The organism is Parabacteroides sp. TM07-1AC, from assembly GCF_003480915.1.
In the GTDB taxonomy this organism is placed as follows: domain Bacteria; phylum Bacteroidota; class Bacteroidia; order Bacteroidales; family Tannerellaceae; genus Parabacteroides; species Parabacteroides chongii.
This window is the reverse complement of the sequence record NZ_QUKD01000001.1, coordinates 945,465-962,439: the sequence shown is the minus strand read 5'-3', so window position 1 is coordinate 962,439 and position 16,975 is coordinate 945,465. Positions and strand designations below refer to the sequence as shown.

The window sequence follows — 16,975 nt, the reverse complement described above, 5'->3', positions numbered from 1 at the left end:
TTTATGTCGTGTAAGACCTACAAAGTTAAGAACTAATGTTATAAAAACAAGGGTTGTTTTGTTTTTTAGTTGACGGATGGTCGTCGGGAGGTGACAGTTTAATAATTTACACATTGATTTTTAAACTGTCGCTTGCCGATCTTCAGCCGTCGGTTATCGCTTGTTAATTATCCTGTTATCACTTGTCTGTAGCCGAATCCAGTCCGTACCGCTTCATTTTATTGAACAATGTTTTCCGGCTGATATTAAGAGCTTCGGCTGTCAGTGTCCGGTTGAAATTATGCTTCCGGAGCGTTTCGAGTATCAGTTCTTTCTCCATTTGCGCATTAATCTCCCGGATACTGTTTCCGCCGCTCCCTGCTACGGGTTGCTCTTCCGCCAGTTCGTATCCTTTCACCCGGTCGGGCAGATGTTCTGGGCGGATCGTGCCGTCGGTACAAAGTATCATGGCACTTTGTACGGCATTCTCCAGGTCGCGGACGTTTCCGGGCCAGTCGTAGGAACCAAGCAGCTTCACGGCTTCGGGCGTAATGGATTGTACGTCGAGACTCAATGTCCGGTTGTATTTGCGGATGAAGAAATTGGTCAGCAGGGGGATATCCTCTTTCCGTTCGCGAAGTGGCGGGAGGATAAGGGTAAAGACATTCAGGCGATAGAGAAGGTCGAGGCGGAAACGGCCCTCTTTCACCTCATCGTCCAGATTACGGTTGGTAGCTGCTACGATACGGACATCAACCGGGATTGCCTTTTTCCCTCCGATGCGGGTGATCTTCCGCTCTTCCAGTACGCGGAGCAGTTTCACCTGGGCATCCAAAGGCAGTTCACCTATTTCGTCCAGAAAAAGAGTTCCGCCGTCTGCCTGCTCGAAAGTACCGGCCTTTGCCTCTTTGGCATCCGTAAAGGCACCCCGTTCATGGCCGAACAGTTCACTTTCCATCAGGGTAAGCGGAATAGCTCCGCAGTTGATGGCAACGAACGGACCGTTGGCACGCAGGCTGTTGGTATGAATGGCACGGGCGATCAGTTCCTTTCCCGTACCGCTTTCGCCGTGGATCAGGACGGTGGCATTCGTTTCTGCTACCCGTCGCACCTGTATCATCGTTTGCCTGAGTCCGGTATTTTCTCCGATAACGGAGCTTTGTTTCTCGCCGAGTGTCTTCTTCAGCGTCGACAGTTCACCTTTCATCCGGCTGTGTTCAACGGCACGGCCCACGGTGAGCACCAGCTTGTCGTTATCGAACGGTTTTTCGATAAAATCGTACGCTCCTTTCTTTACTGCGTCTACCGCCAGGGAGATGGAACCGAAAGCCGTGACGAACAGGACGACCTGATTCGGGGAAATACGTTTGATCTCTTCCAATGCTTCCACGCCTGTCAGTACCGGCATCTGCTGGTCCAGCAGGATCACATCGGGATGGAAGGAGAGGAGTGCCTCTACCGCTTCCCGTCCGTTTTCGACAGGCATAACGTCGTATCCCTCATCTGTCAGCAGGCGGGCAATCATCTTGCGGATGCGCGGCTCATCGTCGGCTACTACTATTTTTGCTTTCATATACGTTGCGGTAGTTTTATGTTTATGCAAGTGCCTTTGCCCGGCGTACTTTTTACCTCGATCTCGCCTTCATGGCGTTTCACGATACCGTAGCAAATGGCTAATCCCAATCCGGTACCTTCCTCTTTTGTCGTGAAGAACGGATTGAATACATTCTCGATGTCTTTTTGGTCGATCCCTTTTCCGGAATCTTCGAATGAGACGATCAGATAACGGGAATGCGTATTGATGGCAGCTCCCTTTTCTATACTTATTATTAATGTACGCGAGCGATCGGGAGTATTTTTACCCATGGCTTCGACGGCATTTAGAATAATGTTCAGGAAGACCTGTTTCAGTTGCTCCGTATCGGCCTGTATCGTTGTATTGTCGGTGAAGTATTCGAACTCCACTTCGACATTCTGTTTGCGTAGCGTGTTTGTCACCAGCAGGAGCGTCTGGTTGATCAGTTGCTCGATGTTTACCTCCGACGTATTCAGCTCCGAGGGGCGGGCGAACGACAGCAAGCCCTGTACGATCTTATTGATACGTTCCACTTCCGAGATCAGTTCCTCCATCATCTCCTTTTTTGTCGGATCGGCATTGAAGTCTTTGCTCAGATACTGGATCGTACTGCGAATGGCAGTCAGCGGATTCCGTATCTCGTGGGCGGCACCGGCAGCCAGCTCACCCAACGTAGCCAGGCGGTCTGTGCGGTACATCTTCTTCAGACGTTCGGTCTGTATCTCGTAGAGCGAAGCATGTTCGATGGCAAAAGTAGCCTGGTTGATCAGGATGGAGAGCAGTTTCAGTTCCTGCGGAGTGAAAGCGGTTCCGTCGGTTTTCTTTCCGATAAAGATCGTTCCGTTTATCTGGTTCATCACCTTTAGCGGGAAGATCAGTTCAGCGCCCAGTTGCCGTAATGTTTCCTGTTCTTCCGGAGGGAAGTAAACGATGATATCCGGATGTTCGGATACCGTCAGATGCTTTTCGTTTACCGACAGCCAGCTGATCAGGCGGCTCCGTTTGATCAGCGTCACCGGTTTGTTTCGGGTTTCGTTCTGCTGTTTGTAATTCCCCGTGTTCTCATCCAGCAGGAAAATATAAATACTTTCGACAGGACATATTTGTTTTACTTTGGCGGCGATGTTGCCGATAAGTAATTGCTTGTCGACAATCAGCGTAAGCGACTGATTGAACTCCGAAAGCAGTTGTTCCAGATTCGGTTGCTTGGGCTGTTCGTTCTTTCTGAATAGTGGCATGTTGTTTCTGATCTTTGTACAAAAGTATAAAAAACAGATGAATTTGCCGGACGGTTACATAGAATAATGATTTCGTCCGGCAATGCAAGCCTGTCTCAGAAGCACGTATACCCTGGTTTATCGCCCATTTCGAGTAAAAGCACTCCGCCGGCGGTAATGGCAGTAAAAGGTATTCGCGGCTGTTTTAACTCCTTGCCGTTCAGATATGCTTTTTGGATATAGATATTTTCTTTTGAGTTGTTGCGGGCTTCGATCGTGAACGTCTTTCCTTTATAGTAATCAGGATCCAGATGGATGGTTACTTTGTTGAAGAGCGGACTGGTCAGTTCCAGTTCCGGCCGGAGGGAAGCACCACCGTTCATTTCGAACAGGCCGAGGGCACTCATCACATACCAGCCGCCCATCTGTCCTTCGTCTTCATCGCCTTCCCAGCCATGATAGGGCGTCGAACCGTAGAAACTGTCCAGTATGGCACGCGACCATTTCTGTGCCAGCCATGGCTTGCCGGAGTAGTTGAACAGAAACGGCGTACACATATTCACCTCATTCCCCTGGTTGATATAAAATTCGGCAGCCTGTCCCATCGTACGGTCGAAGACATGGGCAGCGAACTTATGCTTTTCCGATTTGATGAAACCTTCTTCCAGCCGGCTGTTGAAGAGGTCTTTTCCCAACAGGTCGACCAATCCCGGAATATCATGCGGCACATACCAGGAGTATTGCCAGCTGTTCCCTTCGATGAACCCTTTGTTGGAGAATACGTTGAAGTCAGGGTCCCAGTTGCCGAGACTGTCCCGCTGCATGACAAACTTCTTTTCCGGATGAAATACATTCTTATAGTTCATGGAACGTGCCTGCAAGGCTTTTCCCTCTTTTTTCTTTCCGAGGGCAAAGGCAAGCTGGGCGACGCACCAGTCGTCGTAAGCATAATCGAGTGTTTTGGATACAACGCCCCTTTCCATCGGCATATAGCCATATTGAATGTAGACATCCAGTAAAGGATTGCCGCAATAACCGCCACAGGGATGCTTGATACCTGTTTCCGTTACATTCTTTCGGACGGCTTTGTAAATGTCCTCGCCGTCTTTGCGTATCCCTTTCTGGTAAGCCGCCACCATCAGCGCGGTTTCGTGCGAGCCTTCCATGATCCCCGAATATTCCAGTCCTGCCGGACCTTTGCTTGTCCATCCCGTATGTTTGAACATCTCCAGTTGTGTCGTTACCCAATCGTCGACGATGCGAGGGGAGATGATCGACCAAAGACCGTTCAGGTTCCAGAAACTGTTCCAGAAAGCATCTCCGCCATACATATTGCCGTGATCCAGTTGCTGTATGTTTTCGCAGGCATCCCGGTATTTGCCGTTCACATCGTTCCAGGTTTGCTTTCCGGCATAAGCGCGATACAGGTTGGTATAGAACTTGGTCTTATCCACTTCGTCCTGTCCTTCTATCTCTATTTTTCCGAGCAGTTCGTTCCATTTAGCACGGGTTTGTGCCACTACGCGGTCGAAGTCGTATTGCAAGGGAGCCAGTTCCGCTTCCATATTTAAGCGCGCCTGCTCGATGCTGACCAGCGACAGACCGGTAGAGACGGTGATGCTTTCCCCTTCTTTCGTGGAGTAAAGAGCATAGATTCCGATATCGTTTTTGCCGGCGATGGATTGTATGTCATCGGCTTCCTTTCCTTCATTCCATCCGTTCAGTTGAGAAAACGGTTTGCTGAATCGGACGATGAAATGCAGCTTGTAATCATTCCATCCGCTCCAGGGACCGGACTGGCAGTCGGCATAACCTTCCAGCTCCGTGTCGCTTACTTTGGTGATGCAGGCATCCTTAACGCTGAATCCGTAATCCCATTCGGTAGGAAACAGGAGGTCTATCAATATCCTCGACTCTTTTCTCTCGGGGAAGGTATACCGGTGGATACCGCAACGGGTAGTGGCGGACAATTCGGCTTTCACTTCATGATCGTATAGGTAGACGGAATAATATCCCGGCGAAGCCTTTTCCGTTTCTTTCAGGATACGGGAATGATAGCCGGCGTTTGCACCTTTATACGGAGAGTCGGAGGATGGATTCGACAATGCGAGATCGGCTGTTGTCGGCATGATCATCAGTCCGCCCATCGTCCAGGCATGCAGGTGGCTGAAACCGGAAACACTGTTGATGGCGTATTCGTATCCGCCCATCCAGACATTCCCCTGGTTGTCCGGTCCGAGCTGTACCATCCCGAACGGCTCCTGGGCATAAGGTCCCAGCATCCACCGGGAATTGGAAGTTCCGATAAACATATCCACGTAATCGACAGGCTCTTTGACCGTCGCAGAAGCCAGCGTGGCAAGGAACATAAAAGATAAAAACGTATTACGTATTACTTGTCTTATATTCATGGTATTACTTGTTTGTTTTCGATAGACAAAGGTATGTGTTTTCTCTTGTTTGGAATTAGAACTTTCTGCTGAATCGGTTGTATTATCTTCTGAAATAGAGCGAATGGGTAAGAAATTACCCAATTTGGGTAAGGGTAAAGGCTATTACCCACGAGTAAAAAGTGACCCATTTCAGCGAGGCACGTATAATCAGCCTGTTACGATTTTGGCACGCCGTTTGCCTTACTATATACGTGTGAATAAACAAAAGAAGATAATTGGGTAACATATTACCCGGAAAGACTTAATTCGATATAGTATGAAAAGAAAATTACTGGTATCTCTGTTAATGGGATTTGCTTTGGCAGGGCATGCTGAAACGGAAACACCCCGTACAATCTCTTACGATGAAGCGATACGGATCGCTTTGGGCGAGAGTTATACGGTGAAATATTATAAGGAAGATATGGATGCCACCCGTTATTCTTATCTGTACACCAAAGCGCAGTTCAAGCCGTTGCTTAACTTCGATTTCTTTACTCCTTCATGGACGGAAGAGCTGACGGAGATTTCGCAGGCGGACGGCCTGCCGGTGTATAACTCCACCGGTTCCCTGCAGGTGGGAGGTAATCTGAATTTTACCTACGTATTGCCGACCGGCGGTAATTTTGCCCTCAGCTCTAAAATGTATTGGGAGAATTACCGGACTACGCTTTCACAACAGGATTATGCGGAGCTGAAACGCGACCAGGTGTACAGCCGTTTCGCCCTCTCTTTCAACCAGCCCATCTTTACGGCGAATAAACTGAAAGAGAACATGAAGGTGGCTGAACTGGATTATAAGAAAAGTACCTGTTATTTCACCCGTGTCCAAATGGATATCGTATATAATGTAACGGATGCTTTTTATAATGTATATAAACTGGCGTACGAGCACAAGATCAACCAGGACCGTCTGGTCAACTCCCGTGAGGCTTATCGCATCACCAAGCTGAAACAGGAAACGGGTAATCTTCCCGAAGGGGAAATGCTGATTGCCGAGATCACCGTAGCGCAGGATGAGGCGCGCGTGATGGAAAGCGAAGGTAAGCTGTCTACGGCAAAGGACCAGTTCAAATTGCTGATAGGCTTGCCTCTGAACGAAGAGATCGACCTGAAGGCGGACATGGAGTTCGAGGCCTTTATTGTCGATATGCAGCAGGCGATCGACGAGGCATTGCGCAACCGAATGGAGATCAAGGAAAACAATCTCGACATCGAGCTGCAGGCGATCGAAGTGAAGCGTGCCAAACGCGAACGGGAGTTTAAAGGCAACATTTCCGCTTACTATGATTTTACCGGATTAAGTACGCGCGACGGCGGCACGGTCGGTCAGCTGGTCGGTTCTTCGTTTGACAACATGCGCGACCGTCCGTCTAACCGGGGAATAGCCCTGACGGTCTCTTATCCGCTTTTGGACTGGGGACGCGCCAGGAATCAGGTCCGCCGTGAAGAGGTCCGCCTGAAGCAGCGCAAGCTGAACCTCGACAATACCGAACGTACCATCGAACAGGAGATACGCGAGATCGTCCGCAGCGTGTATGAGGCCGAGAAGCGTTACCGCATCAACCGCCGGAACCAGGAAGTGGCGATACAGAGTTACCGGATCAGCCAGATGCGTTTTGAGAACGGCGATATGACGAGCCAGGAACTTTCCATCGAGCAGGAACGCCTTTCGCAGGTACAGCTCGCCTACATCGACAGCTATATCACGTACCGTCTTTCTGTGGCGGATCTGAACCGTAAGACGATGTATGACTTCGAACATAACCGTAGCTTCCTGCCGGAAGACAGGGAATTAGTTGCAAAGTAAGGAGATACTAATGATTATATAGGTACTCATTGGTTCTTTTCATAGGACATTTTAATCTTTTTGGCAAACATGAATTTAATTTTTAGCATGCTCAAATTTAATTACTAGCATGCTAAAAATCAATTTTGAGCTAGCTAAAAAGAATAAAAGTATAGCATTTAAATAGTAAAAATACGTGACCTGAAGATTAAAAGTCACAGTGCTAAAGAGTAATTATTAATAAGATAACAGACAAATGATGACACAGATGATTAGAAAGATTCCGCTTATACTGGCGGCATTACTGCTGGTTTGCAGCGTTCGTGCACAAGGGGACGATGAGGCTTCCTTGCTGCTCGACCTGAAGAAGACGCGTGCGGATTATGAAGTAGCGAAACAGAAGTATCAGAACGATACGAAGTTGTATAATGAGAAAGCCATCTCAGCCAACGATTTCAACCGTTCGAAGAATGAATTGCTGAGTAAGGAGGTGGATTATCAGAAGCTGATCCTGAAACTGATCTCGCAGCAGAGTTACATCACGGTGGAGCGTGCCGTGAAATATCAGGACCAGCGTGGCGAACGCAAGGTAAAGATCACCCTGAAAAGTGCACTGGAAGGGAATGAAGAGTATTTGAGCCAGTTCAAGGAACATTTCGATGTTTTTACACCCGAGATGCGTTCCGGTAAGATATATAATATATATGTATCGCTGGTGGATAACGAATCGAAGACGATTATCGGTTCGCCGTACGAGTACCGTGTGCCGTCTATCGAACTGGGAAAGGTGGCGACTGCCGATTTTGAATTGCTGAAAGATGCGGAAAACCTTACGGTGTCGTTGAACTACAATAACCGCAAGGATGAGAAGAACATCTATCTGAAGAAAGATGCCAGTGTGAACGTGATCGATATCTCCTCCATGCAGTTCAGTCAGGAAGCGGACCTGAGCAGCAAGGCGACGTATGACTTGACACTCGAACGTTTCTCTACCTCGGATGATGTATATCGTCTGGAAGTGCTCGACCTGCCGCGTCAGATCACTTACGACTTTATGGACGGAGAAAGTAAGGTAACCCAGATCAAATTTGCGCAGGGCGTAAACATAAAGAAGTTATCTTTGCAGGTATATTTACCCGACCGCGATGACCAGCAAGTAGTGATCGACCAGCCGATCAAGTTCCAGGTTCAGACTGTTTCTGCTTCTAACGGCGAGAAGGCGGGTAGCGAAAATCTTGAGATCATCCCTCGCGGGAAAGGAAAGATCGAAGTGCGTGCAAACAACCTCTACCACGAAACAACCGTAGGAAAAGAAGTAACAATGGATGTGACCGTGCGTAACGGCGGTAGCCGTCGCCTGGACAACATCAAGCTGACTACCGAGAAGCCGTTGGGCTGGGATACCCGTATCGAACCGGATGTGATCAGCAGTCTGGATCCGGAAAAGGAAATGACCGTACAGGTCACCATCATCCCGCCAAAAGATGGTGGAGTAGGTGCCCAGGAAGTAAAGATCAAGACAGAAGCCATGGCAGATAACCGCAAGGTGGATACAGAAGACAAGACGGTCCGCATACAGGTGAATGCCGCCACATCTATCTTCGGGACAATCTTTTTGATCCTGTTGCTGGTGGGCTTTGTGGGCGGAATCGTCTGGTTCGGGATGAAACTTAGTAAGCGGTAAGATAATAATAATAATAATTAAAATAAGAACACTATGTTACAAGCTATCGATTTAACAAAGAGATACGAAGACGGCAACCTGGCTTTGGATGCCTTGAATCTGGAAATCAAACCGGGAGAAATATTCTTCCTGCTGGGTGCTAACGGCGCCGGAAAAACCACTTCCATCAATATCTTCCTGAACTTTATCGAACCGACTTCGGGCCATGCCCTGATCGACGGTATCGACGTTATGGAAAAACCGCTGGAAACAAAGAACCATGTCGCTTTCGTTTCTGAAAACGTAATGCTCTACGGTAACTTCACCGCCCGTCAGAACCTCGACTTCTTTGCCCGCCTGGGAGGGAAGACCAATCTGACGAAAGACGATTATTATAACGTCATGCGCCGTGTCGGCCTTCAGGAAGAAGCCTTCGAACGCAAGCTGAAGACATTCTCCAAAGGTATGCGTCAGAAAGTAGGTCTTGCCATCGCCATCATCAAGGATGCCAACAACATCGTCATGGACGAACCGACTACCGGACTCGATCCCAAGAGTGCAGCCGAGCTGATGCAGATACTGATCAACCTGCGCAATGCCGGTAAAAGTATCCTGATGTGTACCCACGATCTCTTTCGTGCCAAAGCGGTAGCCGATCGTGTCGGTATCATGAAAGAAGGGCGCCTGGTCATGCTCCGTAGCCGCGAAGAGTTCCTGCAGGACGACCTGGAGCGGATCTATTTGGACTATATGCAGGAAGCTATTTTAGAATAAGAGTACAAACTGTCTAATACGATACATACTATGATTTGGTTAATAGCAAAGAAAGATTTCCTGCTGAACTTGTTGTCAGTCAGGTTTATTATAGGGTTTGTGCTCTGCCTCCTGGTAATTCCGTTCACGATCATTGTCAGTGTGGACAATTACGAGAACCAGGTTCGCGTCTATAAGATCGAACAGGCGCAGGCGGACAGGGAATTGAAAGAGAGCCGGGTGTGGTCGGCGGTACGTCCTACCATCGTTCAGGAGCCTGAACCTCTGAGTATTTTTAGTACGGGCATAATGACGAATGTGGGAAACAAGGTAAAGATCGCTTTTTGGGAATATCCGTTGTTTCCTTCGGGTCATACGATTACGCGTGATAACCCGTCATTGAATGCCTTCTTCTCGATAGACTTTTCAAAGGTTATCGCTATCCTTATTTCGTTGCTGGCACTCGTATTCTCATACGATGCCATCACCCGCGAACGGGAAGACGGAACGATGAAGCTGACATTTACCGGGCAGGTGAGCCGTATCTCCTTTCTGATAGGTAAGTTGCTCGGACTGTTGCTGATATTGCTTCCTATATTGTTGTTCTGTTATCTGCTCGCCTGCCTGATTATTGTGGTCAATCCGGGAATCTCCTTTTCTGCTTCCGACTGGGGCGGGGTGACATTACTGTTCCTGACTTCTGTCATTTATATGATGGTGTTCCTTTTGTTGGGTATGTTTATTTCCAGCAGGGTTACGCATTCGTCTTCATCCATCATCATTAGTCTATTGTGCTGGATTTGGTTCCTTTTCCTGATGCCCAATATTGCCACTTATCTGTCGCAGAGTATCTCGAAAGCACCTCTGTATGACAATGTTCAGGCTGCGATGAGTGATTATGACGATACCTATATGAAGGAGTATCAGGAAGAATGGCCGCGCGCTGCTCAACGGGTGAATATGAAATCCCTGAGTTACAATAATTGTAATGGGGATGGTTTGGAATATCTGGAACTGGCCGGAGGGCCGCGGGAAACTCCTTTGTTTCATCAACAGATGCAGATTTGGGCTACTCCGGTCATGTTGAATAATGCGGATAAGAAATGGGCTTTGCAACGCGATTACCTGGATGGGTTGATGCGGCAGCAACACCTGCAACAGGTGATCGCCTGGTTGTCTCCCTCCGAATTGTTTAGCCAGACGACGGATGCTTTGTGTCATACCAATGCGAATTGTTTTCTGAAATATATGGAGAGTATCCGGAATTACCGGGAGAGCCTTATTACTTATTTCAAAGATCATAAGTTGTTTGAATCCATCTCTTACTTTACGGGACAAAAGCTGGAGGAATTTCCTACCCGTGCCGAATTGGAAGCAGGAGACCAAGAGGCACAAAGGAGATATGAAAGAGGAAACAGTGAATTTCCATATTTGGATACCGGTAGTGTACCTCGTTATATTCCTCAGCCGGTAACACTTTCCGCTGCTTTGGGCGATGCACTGGGACGCTTATGTGCCTTGCTGGGGTTGGCGATCGTATTGTTGGTCGGAACAATCGTGTCGTTTATGAAATATGATGTCAGATAATAAATAATTACAGTTATGTTTACAACTTTATATATACGGGAATTGCAGAACTACTTGTATAGTCTGCGTTTTCAGGTTTCTTTCGTCATTGTTGTGCTGGTCTTTAGCCTGGGAAGCATTTCGTTTGTTTCTTCTTTTAAAGGTATGCATGATAATTACGCCAAGTACAACCAGGCTCAGCAGGAGACATTGGCTAAACGTGCCGAGAGTTTGTCGAAGGTGGCGACTCAACGGAGCAGTTTTGTGACTTCTCCGCGTGAAAACAGTGTGATTGCTGATTGTAAAGAAAGCTATTTACCTAATCGTATCGAATATAGTGCCTACAACGTGTTCGGTTACTCGGTGCGGCACGATAGCAACAACCCTTTGTTAAGTCGCGGAGACAGTCTGAGCTGGTCGTTCATTGTCTCTATGTTCCTGAGTTTTATCACGCTGCTTTTTGCTTTTGATGCGATATCGGGTGAGAAGGAAGAGAGGACGCTTGCTCTGGTCTTTTCGAATGCTGTACCGAGGCGTACTTTCCTGTGCAGTAAACTGCTAAGTATCGTCACGGTGGTAGGTATGATGGAGTTGGTCGGTATTATAATCAGTCTGCTTATCCTGGCTGTTTCGGGACAGGTGCAGCTGAACGGGAGCTTTTTGATGGAGACAGGCGGTTTTGTGCTGATCAGTCTGTTGTTTATTACAACTTTTGCTGTATTCGGCTTGCTATCGTCGGTTGTAACGCGTTACTCGAATATCAGCCTGCTTATATCTCTTTGCTTTTGGTTGTTTGCTGCGGTGATTATTCCTAATACGTCTGTGTTTTGGGCGAAAAAGTTATTCGGTATTCCGGCATCGGAAGAGGTAGACCGTAAACGTATGGAAGCGCGTGATGATATTAACCGCAATGCGCCTCCGGGCAGTTGGTCGTCCAACGGTGGCGATGCTTTCTTCCCAAGGCATGAACTTCGTGCAAAGAATATGACCAATCTGATGAATAATGATAAGATGTTCAATGATGCTTATTACCTGCAGCAGTTCCGCCAGTTCGAACAAACCCGTAATTTCACCTTGCTCTCACCGATTGCCCAGTTCGATTATATGAATGAGGCATTCCTCGGAGGTGGTTACCTGCGTTTCCAGAAGAACTGGAATGACCTGCATATTTTCCAGGAACGGTTCCTTCAATGGTTTAAGGATATAGATGCCAAAGACTCCGGCAGTCCTCACTGGTATAATCCGTATGAAGAATATTCTACCAGTAAAAAGGCTGTAGCCGTCGACCAGATTCCGCAGTATCAGGAACAGATCGCCTCCTTCGGCCAGCGCTTCGAATTTATCAGCGGTTACCTGGTCGCTATGATAATCACGATCGCTGTTCTGTTCATGGCTTGTTTTTATTTCTTTACACGCTATGATGTAAGGTGATACTGTCTAAATTTTATACATCAGTGTCTAATAATTGGACAGAATGGAATTAGTGAATAATATTTATAAGCTTGATAGATAGTCGTTTGTATGTTTTGGCACGCTGTTTGCATTATAAGCGGCGATGCCGGATACAGTAAGTAAAACCGGGCAGATGTCCATAATCGGACATGCCCGGTTTATTTAATGGGCTTAATTATCAGATAGATACATTTTTGGCATGCTATTTGCTAATAAAGAAGGTAAAAAGATAAACAATACTAAGAATATGTGTGTTTTCAACATGAAGGGAGCAACTCTGGCGAACTGCTCCCTTCCATGACCTTGAATAAGGTTAACATAATTGATGAGGTTCTCTTTGGCGAGAGAACAAGCTCTTCCTCGTGCGTGAGCATAGGGAAGAGATTATTTTTTAAGCCTTAGCTCCTTTCATAGATAGCTTTTCAAGGAAATATACGATGGCGAATCCCAAAATCATTAATCCTACGGCTTCCCATACCAGTTGGTTGGGCAGGATATTCGCTTCAACCAGGGGTTTGATCACTCCGTGGCTGTCGGTGTAGGTTTCAATCGTCTCTTTCCACGGCCATACTTTGTTTAGCGAACCCAGCATAAAACCTGCCAGTACAGAGATGGTCGTATCATGAAATCTGCGCAGGGCGAAAGACAATACACGCGAGAAAGAGGTAATACCTATGGCAGCCCCACAGATAAATACGAGCATGACCGGTATATTGAAAGTCTTTACCGCTTCCATAATATAGAAGTATTTACCCAGTAATACCAGGATGAAACTGCCGGAAATGCCGGGCAGGATCATGGCACAGATGGCTATGGCTCCGCAAAGGAATATAAAGAATAGATTAGTCGGAGTTTCTGCCGGAGTAGCCACTGTTATATAGTAAGCGATGACGGCTCCGATAATAAAGCTCAGTATTGTTTTCCAGTTCCATTGCTTGATATCTTTCGAAACAAACCAGGTGGAAGCCAGTACCAGTCCGAAGAAGAAAGCCCACACGAGGATCGGGTGTGTAACCAGTAACCATGTGATGATCTTTGCCAGCGAAAAGATACTGATACCGATGCCGGCAACGATAGCCAGCAGGAAATTGGCATTTATAGCTTTCCAAAATGAGGCGATCTTACCGGTGAAGAGTAACTTCAGGCTTGCTCCGTTAATACTCTTGATCGAATCGATCAGTTCTTCATAAATACCAACAATAAAGGCAATCGTACCGCCTGATACGCCGGGCACGACATCGGCTGCGCCCATTCCCATGCCTTTCAAAAGTAGGAGACCGTAGTCTTTTAGATTTCTGTCCATTAGTTGTTATTGTCTTTGTTATTGAGGAATTCCTTCGTCAGATCTTCCGGCGGGATATGTTTTCCCAGCAGTTGCTGCTCGACGTCACTGAAATCGATACCGGAGTCTTCCAGGTATTTCACCAGTTCTTTCGGAGAGGTCTGACTGAAGTGTTCGCCGAAATGCTTCATGTCGCCTTTTGCCAGGTAAGCCATAGCCATATGAAGGTGCATGTAAGGCAGGTCCGGATTGACGGCATATACTTTTTTATAGTATTTGAGTGCTTTATCGATGTCACCTTTCATATACAGGTATTGACCTGCATGGAAAAGACTTTCATAATCTTCGGGCAGATAGTTTTCCCCTTTATCCAGGATATCGAACAGACGTTCGGTTGTCTCTATAGCCTGCTTGTCTTTGCCGTTTTCCACGTAAGTCAGAGCCAGTAAAGAGAGTATCCGGACATTGTTGGGAAATAGTTCGACCGCTTTGTTGAGCGTTTTCGATGCTTCCCGGTCGCGTTCCGTCTCTGCACAACACCGGATGAAATTGATGTAGGCTGCCGGTTCATTGGCAGTCGCTTTTTTACCGATAATGTCTTTCAGTAGGTTATATGCTCCTTCGAAATCTTCCAGCTTGATATAACATTCTGCCATCAGAGGCTTGATGCGCTCTGCCATTTCGGAGGTAGCATCGATGTCCTGATATACTTCGAGTGCTTTTTCATAATTCTCATTCATGTAGAGGCAGTAAGCTTTCAGTATTTTCAGTTCCGGATCCGAATCGTCACAAGTCAGCGCAAAGTCGAATGCTTCAATCGCTTTGTCAAATTCCGATTTGATGGAGTACAATCGTCCGAGTGTGAACCAGTATTCGTGAGAGTAGGGGTCCTTATCGATCAGTTCGTTGCATAGGTCGATCGCTCCGTCGATGTCTCCTTCCAGTTCCATGTTGTAGCATAACTCATCCTTTAAGACTAGATTGTCGGGGAATAAAACAATGCCGCGGCGTATGAAATCTCGTGCTTCATCGTTCATTTCCATATCACTTAAAAGGGGAGCGGTACATTCGAATACGGTTTCCAGATAATCGCATTTTTCTTCGATCAGTCTTTCCGTGTATTCAATGAGCTTATCGTAGCGGTCGAGCATGCAGTAACATTCCAGCCGTAATAAGTCGAGGTCCTGGTTATCTGTTTCGGCAATGGAGTCGATCAAAACCAGTGCACTTTCATAATCTTCATTATAGACATAAAGCTTGCACTGTCTGATCTGTAAATCCGTATTACCGGGATGAAGCTTTAACCCTAAGGTTAAAACTTCATCGAAGTATTCATAATTGTCCGATTCTTCAAAGCTGCCCAACAGTTCATCAATTTCATCTGCATCGAAATAGGGTTCTTTTCCCATTTCGCGGGCAGACAGATAACGTTGTAACAAGCGTGAGATATCATCTTTTTTCATAGGGAATAATTTAATTGGCACATTGTTAAGCCTTGTCTTTCACTTTGCTCCAGGTATCTTTCAGAGATACGGTACGGTTGAAGACGAGCTTTTCCGGCGTAGAGTCTTTGTCTACATTAAAATAACCGATACGCTGGAATTGTAAATAATCTAATGGTTTGGCATTTGCCAGATATTTTTCAACGTAGCAGTTTGTCAATATGTTCAGAGAGTCCGGATTGATGATTTCCTTCATGGCATCCAGTACGGAACAATCTTTTGCTTCGCGGATAGCAGCCAGTTCATCGCGCGGATTTTCAACTTTCCACAGACGGTCGTACAGGCGTACTTCTGCCGGCAGGCTGTGTGCACAGCTCAACCAGTGAAGAGTACCTTTCACCTTACGGTTGCTGTCCGGCATGCCGCTCTTGGTGTTCGGGTCGTATTCGCAATAAACTTCTACTACTTCATCTGCTTCATTTTTCTTGCAGCCTGTACATTTTACGATGTAGGCATTCTTCAGGCGCACTTCCTGTCCGGGAGTCATACGGAAGAATTTCTTCGGAGCATCTTCCATGAAGTCGTCTCTTTCCATCCACAGTTCGCGGCTAAATTCAATGATATGGCTGCCTGCTTCCGGATCTTCCGGATTGTTGATGGCTTCCATCTCTTCCACTTGTCCCTCCGGATAGTTGGTAATAATCAGCTTCACCGGATCGAGTACAGCGGATACACGTGTGGCACGGGCGTTCAGGTCTTCACGAACGGCACTTTCCAGCAAGGCAAATTCATTCAGGGCATCGTAGGTGGTATATCCGATCTTATCGACGAATTTGCGGATAGATTCGGGGGAATAACCACGACGACGGAATGCACAGATAGTCGGCATACGGGGATCGTCCCAACCGTCTACCAGCTTTTCTTTTACCAGCGTAAGCAGGTTACGTTTACTCATTAATGTATAGCTCAGATTCAACTTGTTGAACTCGGTCTGACGGGGACGGTTGTCGTCCAGGTCTTTACCTTCTTTCAGCCAGTCGATGAACAGGTCGTATAACGGGCGGTGTACCACAAATTCCAGGGTACAAAGTGAATGCGTAACGCCTTCGAAGAAGTCGCTCTGTCCGTGTGCAAAGTCGTACATCGGATAGACTTTCCATTTGTCACCTGTGCGATGGTGATGTGCGGTCCTTAATACGCGATAAATAATCGGATCGCGGAAGTGCATATTCGGATTGGCCATATCTATTTTGGCACGCAACACCATGGCTCCGTCTTCTATCTCTCCGTCAGTCATTTTCTGGAACAAAGCCAGGTTTTCCTCGATAGGACGGTCACGATACGGACTATCGATACCCGGCTGGGTAGGAGTTCCTTTCTGCTGGGCGATAACTTCCGAACTTTGCTCGTCGATATAGGCTTTTCCTTCCTCGATCAGACGGATGGCAAAATCCCACAATTGCTGGAAATAGTCGGATGCGTAATAGATGTTACCCCAATGGAATCCAAGCCATTCTATATCTTCCTTGATTGCATCGACATATTCTGTATCTTCTTTTACAGGGTTCGTGTCGTCGAAACGAAGGTTACAAACTCCGTTATAACGTTCTGCAATACCGAAATCCAGGCAGATAGCTTTGGCGTGTCCTATATGCAAATAACCGTTTGGTTCAGGTGGGAAACGAGTTTGTATACGTCCGCCGTTCTTTCCTTCTGCCAGGTCTTTCTCAACATTTGCTTCAATAAAATTCAGGCTCTTTTTGCCTTCTTCTTCGTTCGTTTTGATATCGCTCATATCTGTTATAAATATGTTATTTCTTTATT

At 46.9% G+C, this 16,975-nt stretch carries 11 protein-coding genes; 5 read left to right on the top strand and 6 right to left on the bottom strand.

Going from position 1 to position 16,975, the window contains the following annotated elements; translation table 11 throughout:
* Window positions 1–178: 178 nt before the first annotated feature.
* The 3 genes from DXD68_RS04000 to DXD68_RS03990 form a co-directional block, all read right to left on the bottom strand.
* The gene (locus DXD68_RS04000) at window positions 179–1,552 is read right to left on the bottom strand and encodes a sigma-54-dependent transcriptional regulator (protein WP_122360344.1); all 1,374 of its coding nucleotides are present in this window, start codon (window positions 1,550–1,552) and stop codon (window positions 179–181) included.
* Entirely contained in the window at window positions 1,549–2,793 is a 1,245-nt protein-coding gene (locus tag DXD68_RS03995) for a GAF domain-containing sensor histidine kinase (RefSeq protein WP_122360343.1), read from the bottom strand. Before DXD68_RS03995 ends, DXD68_RS04000 begins: the two co-directional genes overlap by 4 nt.
* A 95-nt stretch (window positions 2,794–2,888) precedes the next feature.
* The gene (locus DXD68_RS03990) at window positions 2,889–5,183 is read right to left on the bottom strand and encodes a GH92 family glycosyl hydrolase (protein WP_122360342.1); all 2,295 of its coding nucleotides are present in this window, start codon (window positions 5,181–5,183) and stop codon (window positions 2,889–2,891) included.
* Between the two features lie 298 nt (window positions 5,184–5,481).
* Here DXD68_RS03990 and DXD68_RS03985 point away from each other — a divergent pair, with 298 nt between their 5' ends.
* The 5 genes from DXD68_RS03985 (at window position 5,482) to DXD68_RS03965 (ending at window position 12,406) form a co-directional block, all read left to right on the top strand.
* Window positions 5,482–7,014 carry a TolC family protein gene (locus DXD68_RS03985; protein ID WP_122360341.1) on the top strand — a complete coding sequence of 511 codons (1,533 nt, stop codon included), beginning with the start codon at window positions 5,482–5,484 and terminating at the stop codon, window positions 7,012–7,014.
* A gap of 247 nt (window positions 7,015–7,261) precedes the next feature.
* Complete coding sequence (locus tag DXD68_RS03980) at window positions 7,262–8,677, top strand: NEW3 domain-containing protein (protein WP_233576983.1); 1,416 nt, start codon at window positions 7,262–7,264, stop codon at window positions 8,675–8,677.
* 33 nt (window positions 8,678–8,710) lie between these two features.
* A complete protein-coding gene (locus DXD68_RS03975) occupies window positions 8,711–9,430 on the top strand; it encodes an ABC transporter ATP-binding protein (RefSeq protein ID WP_122360339.1) in 720 nt (239 codons plus the stop codon).
* A 30-nt stretch (window positions 9,431–9,460) separates the two neighbouring features.
* Window positions 9,461–10,996 carry an ABC transporter permease subunit gene (locus tag DXD68_RS03970; protein ID WP_122360338.1) on the top strand — a complete coding sequence of 512 codons (1,536 nt, stop codon included), beginning with the start codon at window positions 9,461–9,463 and terminating at the stop codon, window positions 10,994–10,996.
* Between the two features lie 15 nt (window positions 10,997–11,011).
* Window positions 11,012–12,406: an ABC transporter permease gene (locus tag DXD68_RS03965; RefSeq protein WP_122360337.1), complete on the top strand. Its 1,395-nt coding sequence runs from the start codon at window positions 11,012–11,014 to the stop codon at window positions 12,404–12,406.
* Window positions 12,407–12,818: 412 nt separating this feature from the next.
* Here DXD68_RS03965 and DXD68_RS03955 read toward each other — a convergent pair whose 3' ends face one another.
* Genes DXD68_RS03955 through DXD68_RS03945 form a run of 3 tightly spaced genes read right to left on the bottom strand, consistent with a single transcriptional unit; the run spans window position 12,819 to window position 16,946 of the window.
* Window positions 12,819–13,730 carry a DUF368 domain-containing protein gene (locus tag DXD68_RS03955; RefSeq protein ID WP_122360336.1) on the bottom strand — a complete coding sequence of 304 codons (912 nt, stop codon included), beginning with the start codon at window positions 13,728–13,730 and terminating at the stop codon, window positions 12,819–12,821.
* Complete coding sequence (locus tag DXD68_RS03950; RefSeq protein WP_122360335.1) at window positions 13,730–15,172, bottom strand: tetratricopeptide repeat protein; 1,443 nt, start codon at window positions 15,170–15,172, stop codon at window positions 13,730–13,732. Before DXD68_RS03950 ends, DXD68_RS03955 begins: the two co-directional genes overlap by 1 nt.
* Before the next feature lie 25 nt (window positions 15,173–15,197).
* A complete protein-coding gene (locus tag DXD68_RS03945) occupies window positions 15,198–16,946 on the bottom strand; it encodes a glutamine--tRNA ligase/YqeY domain fusion protein (RefSeq protein ID WP_122360334.1) in 1,749 nt (582 codons plus the stop codon).
* Window positions 16,947–16,975: the final 29 nt, after the last annotated feature.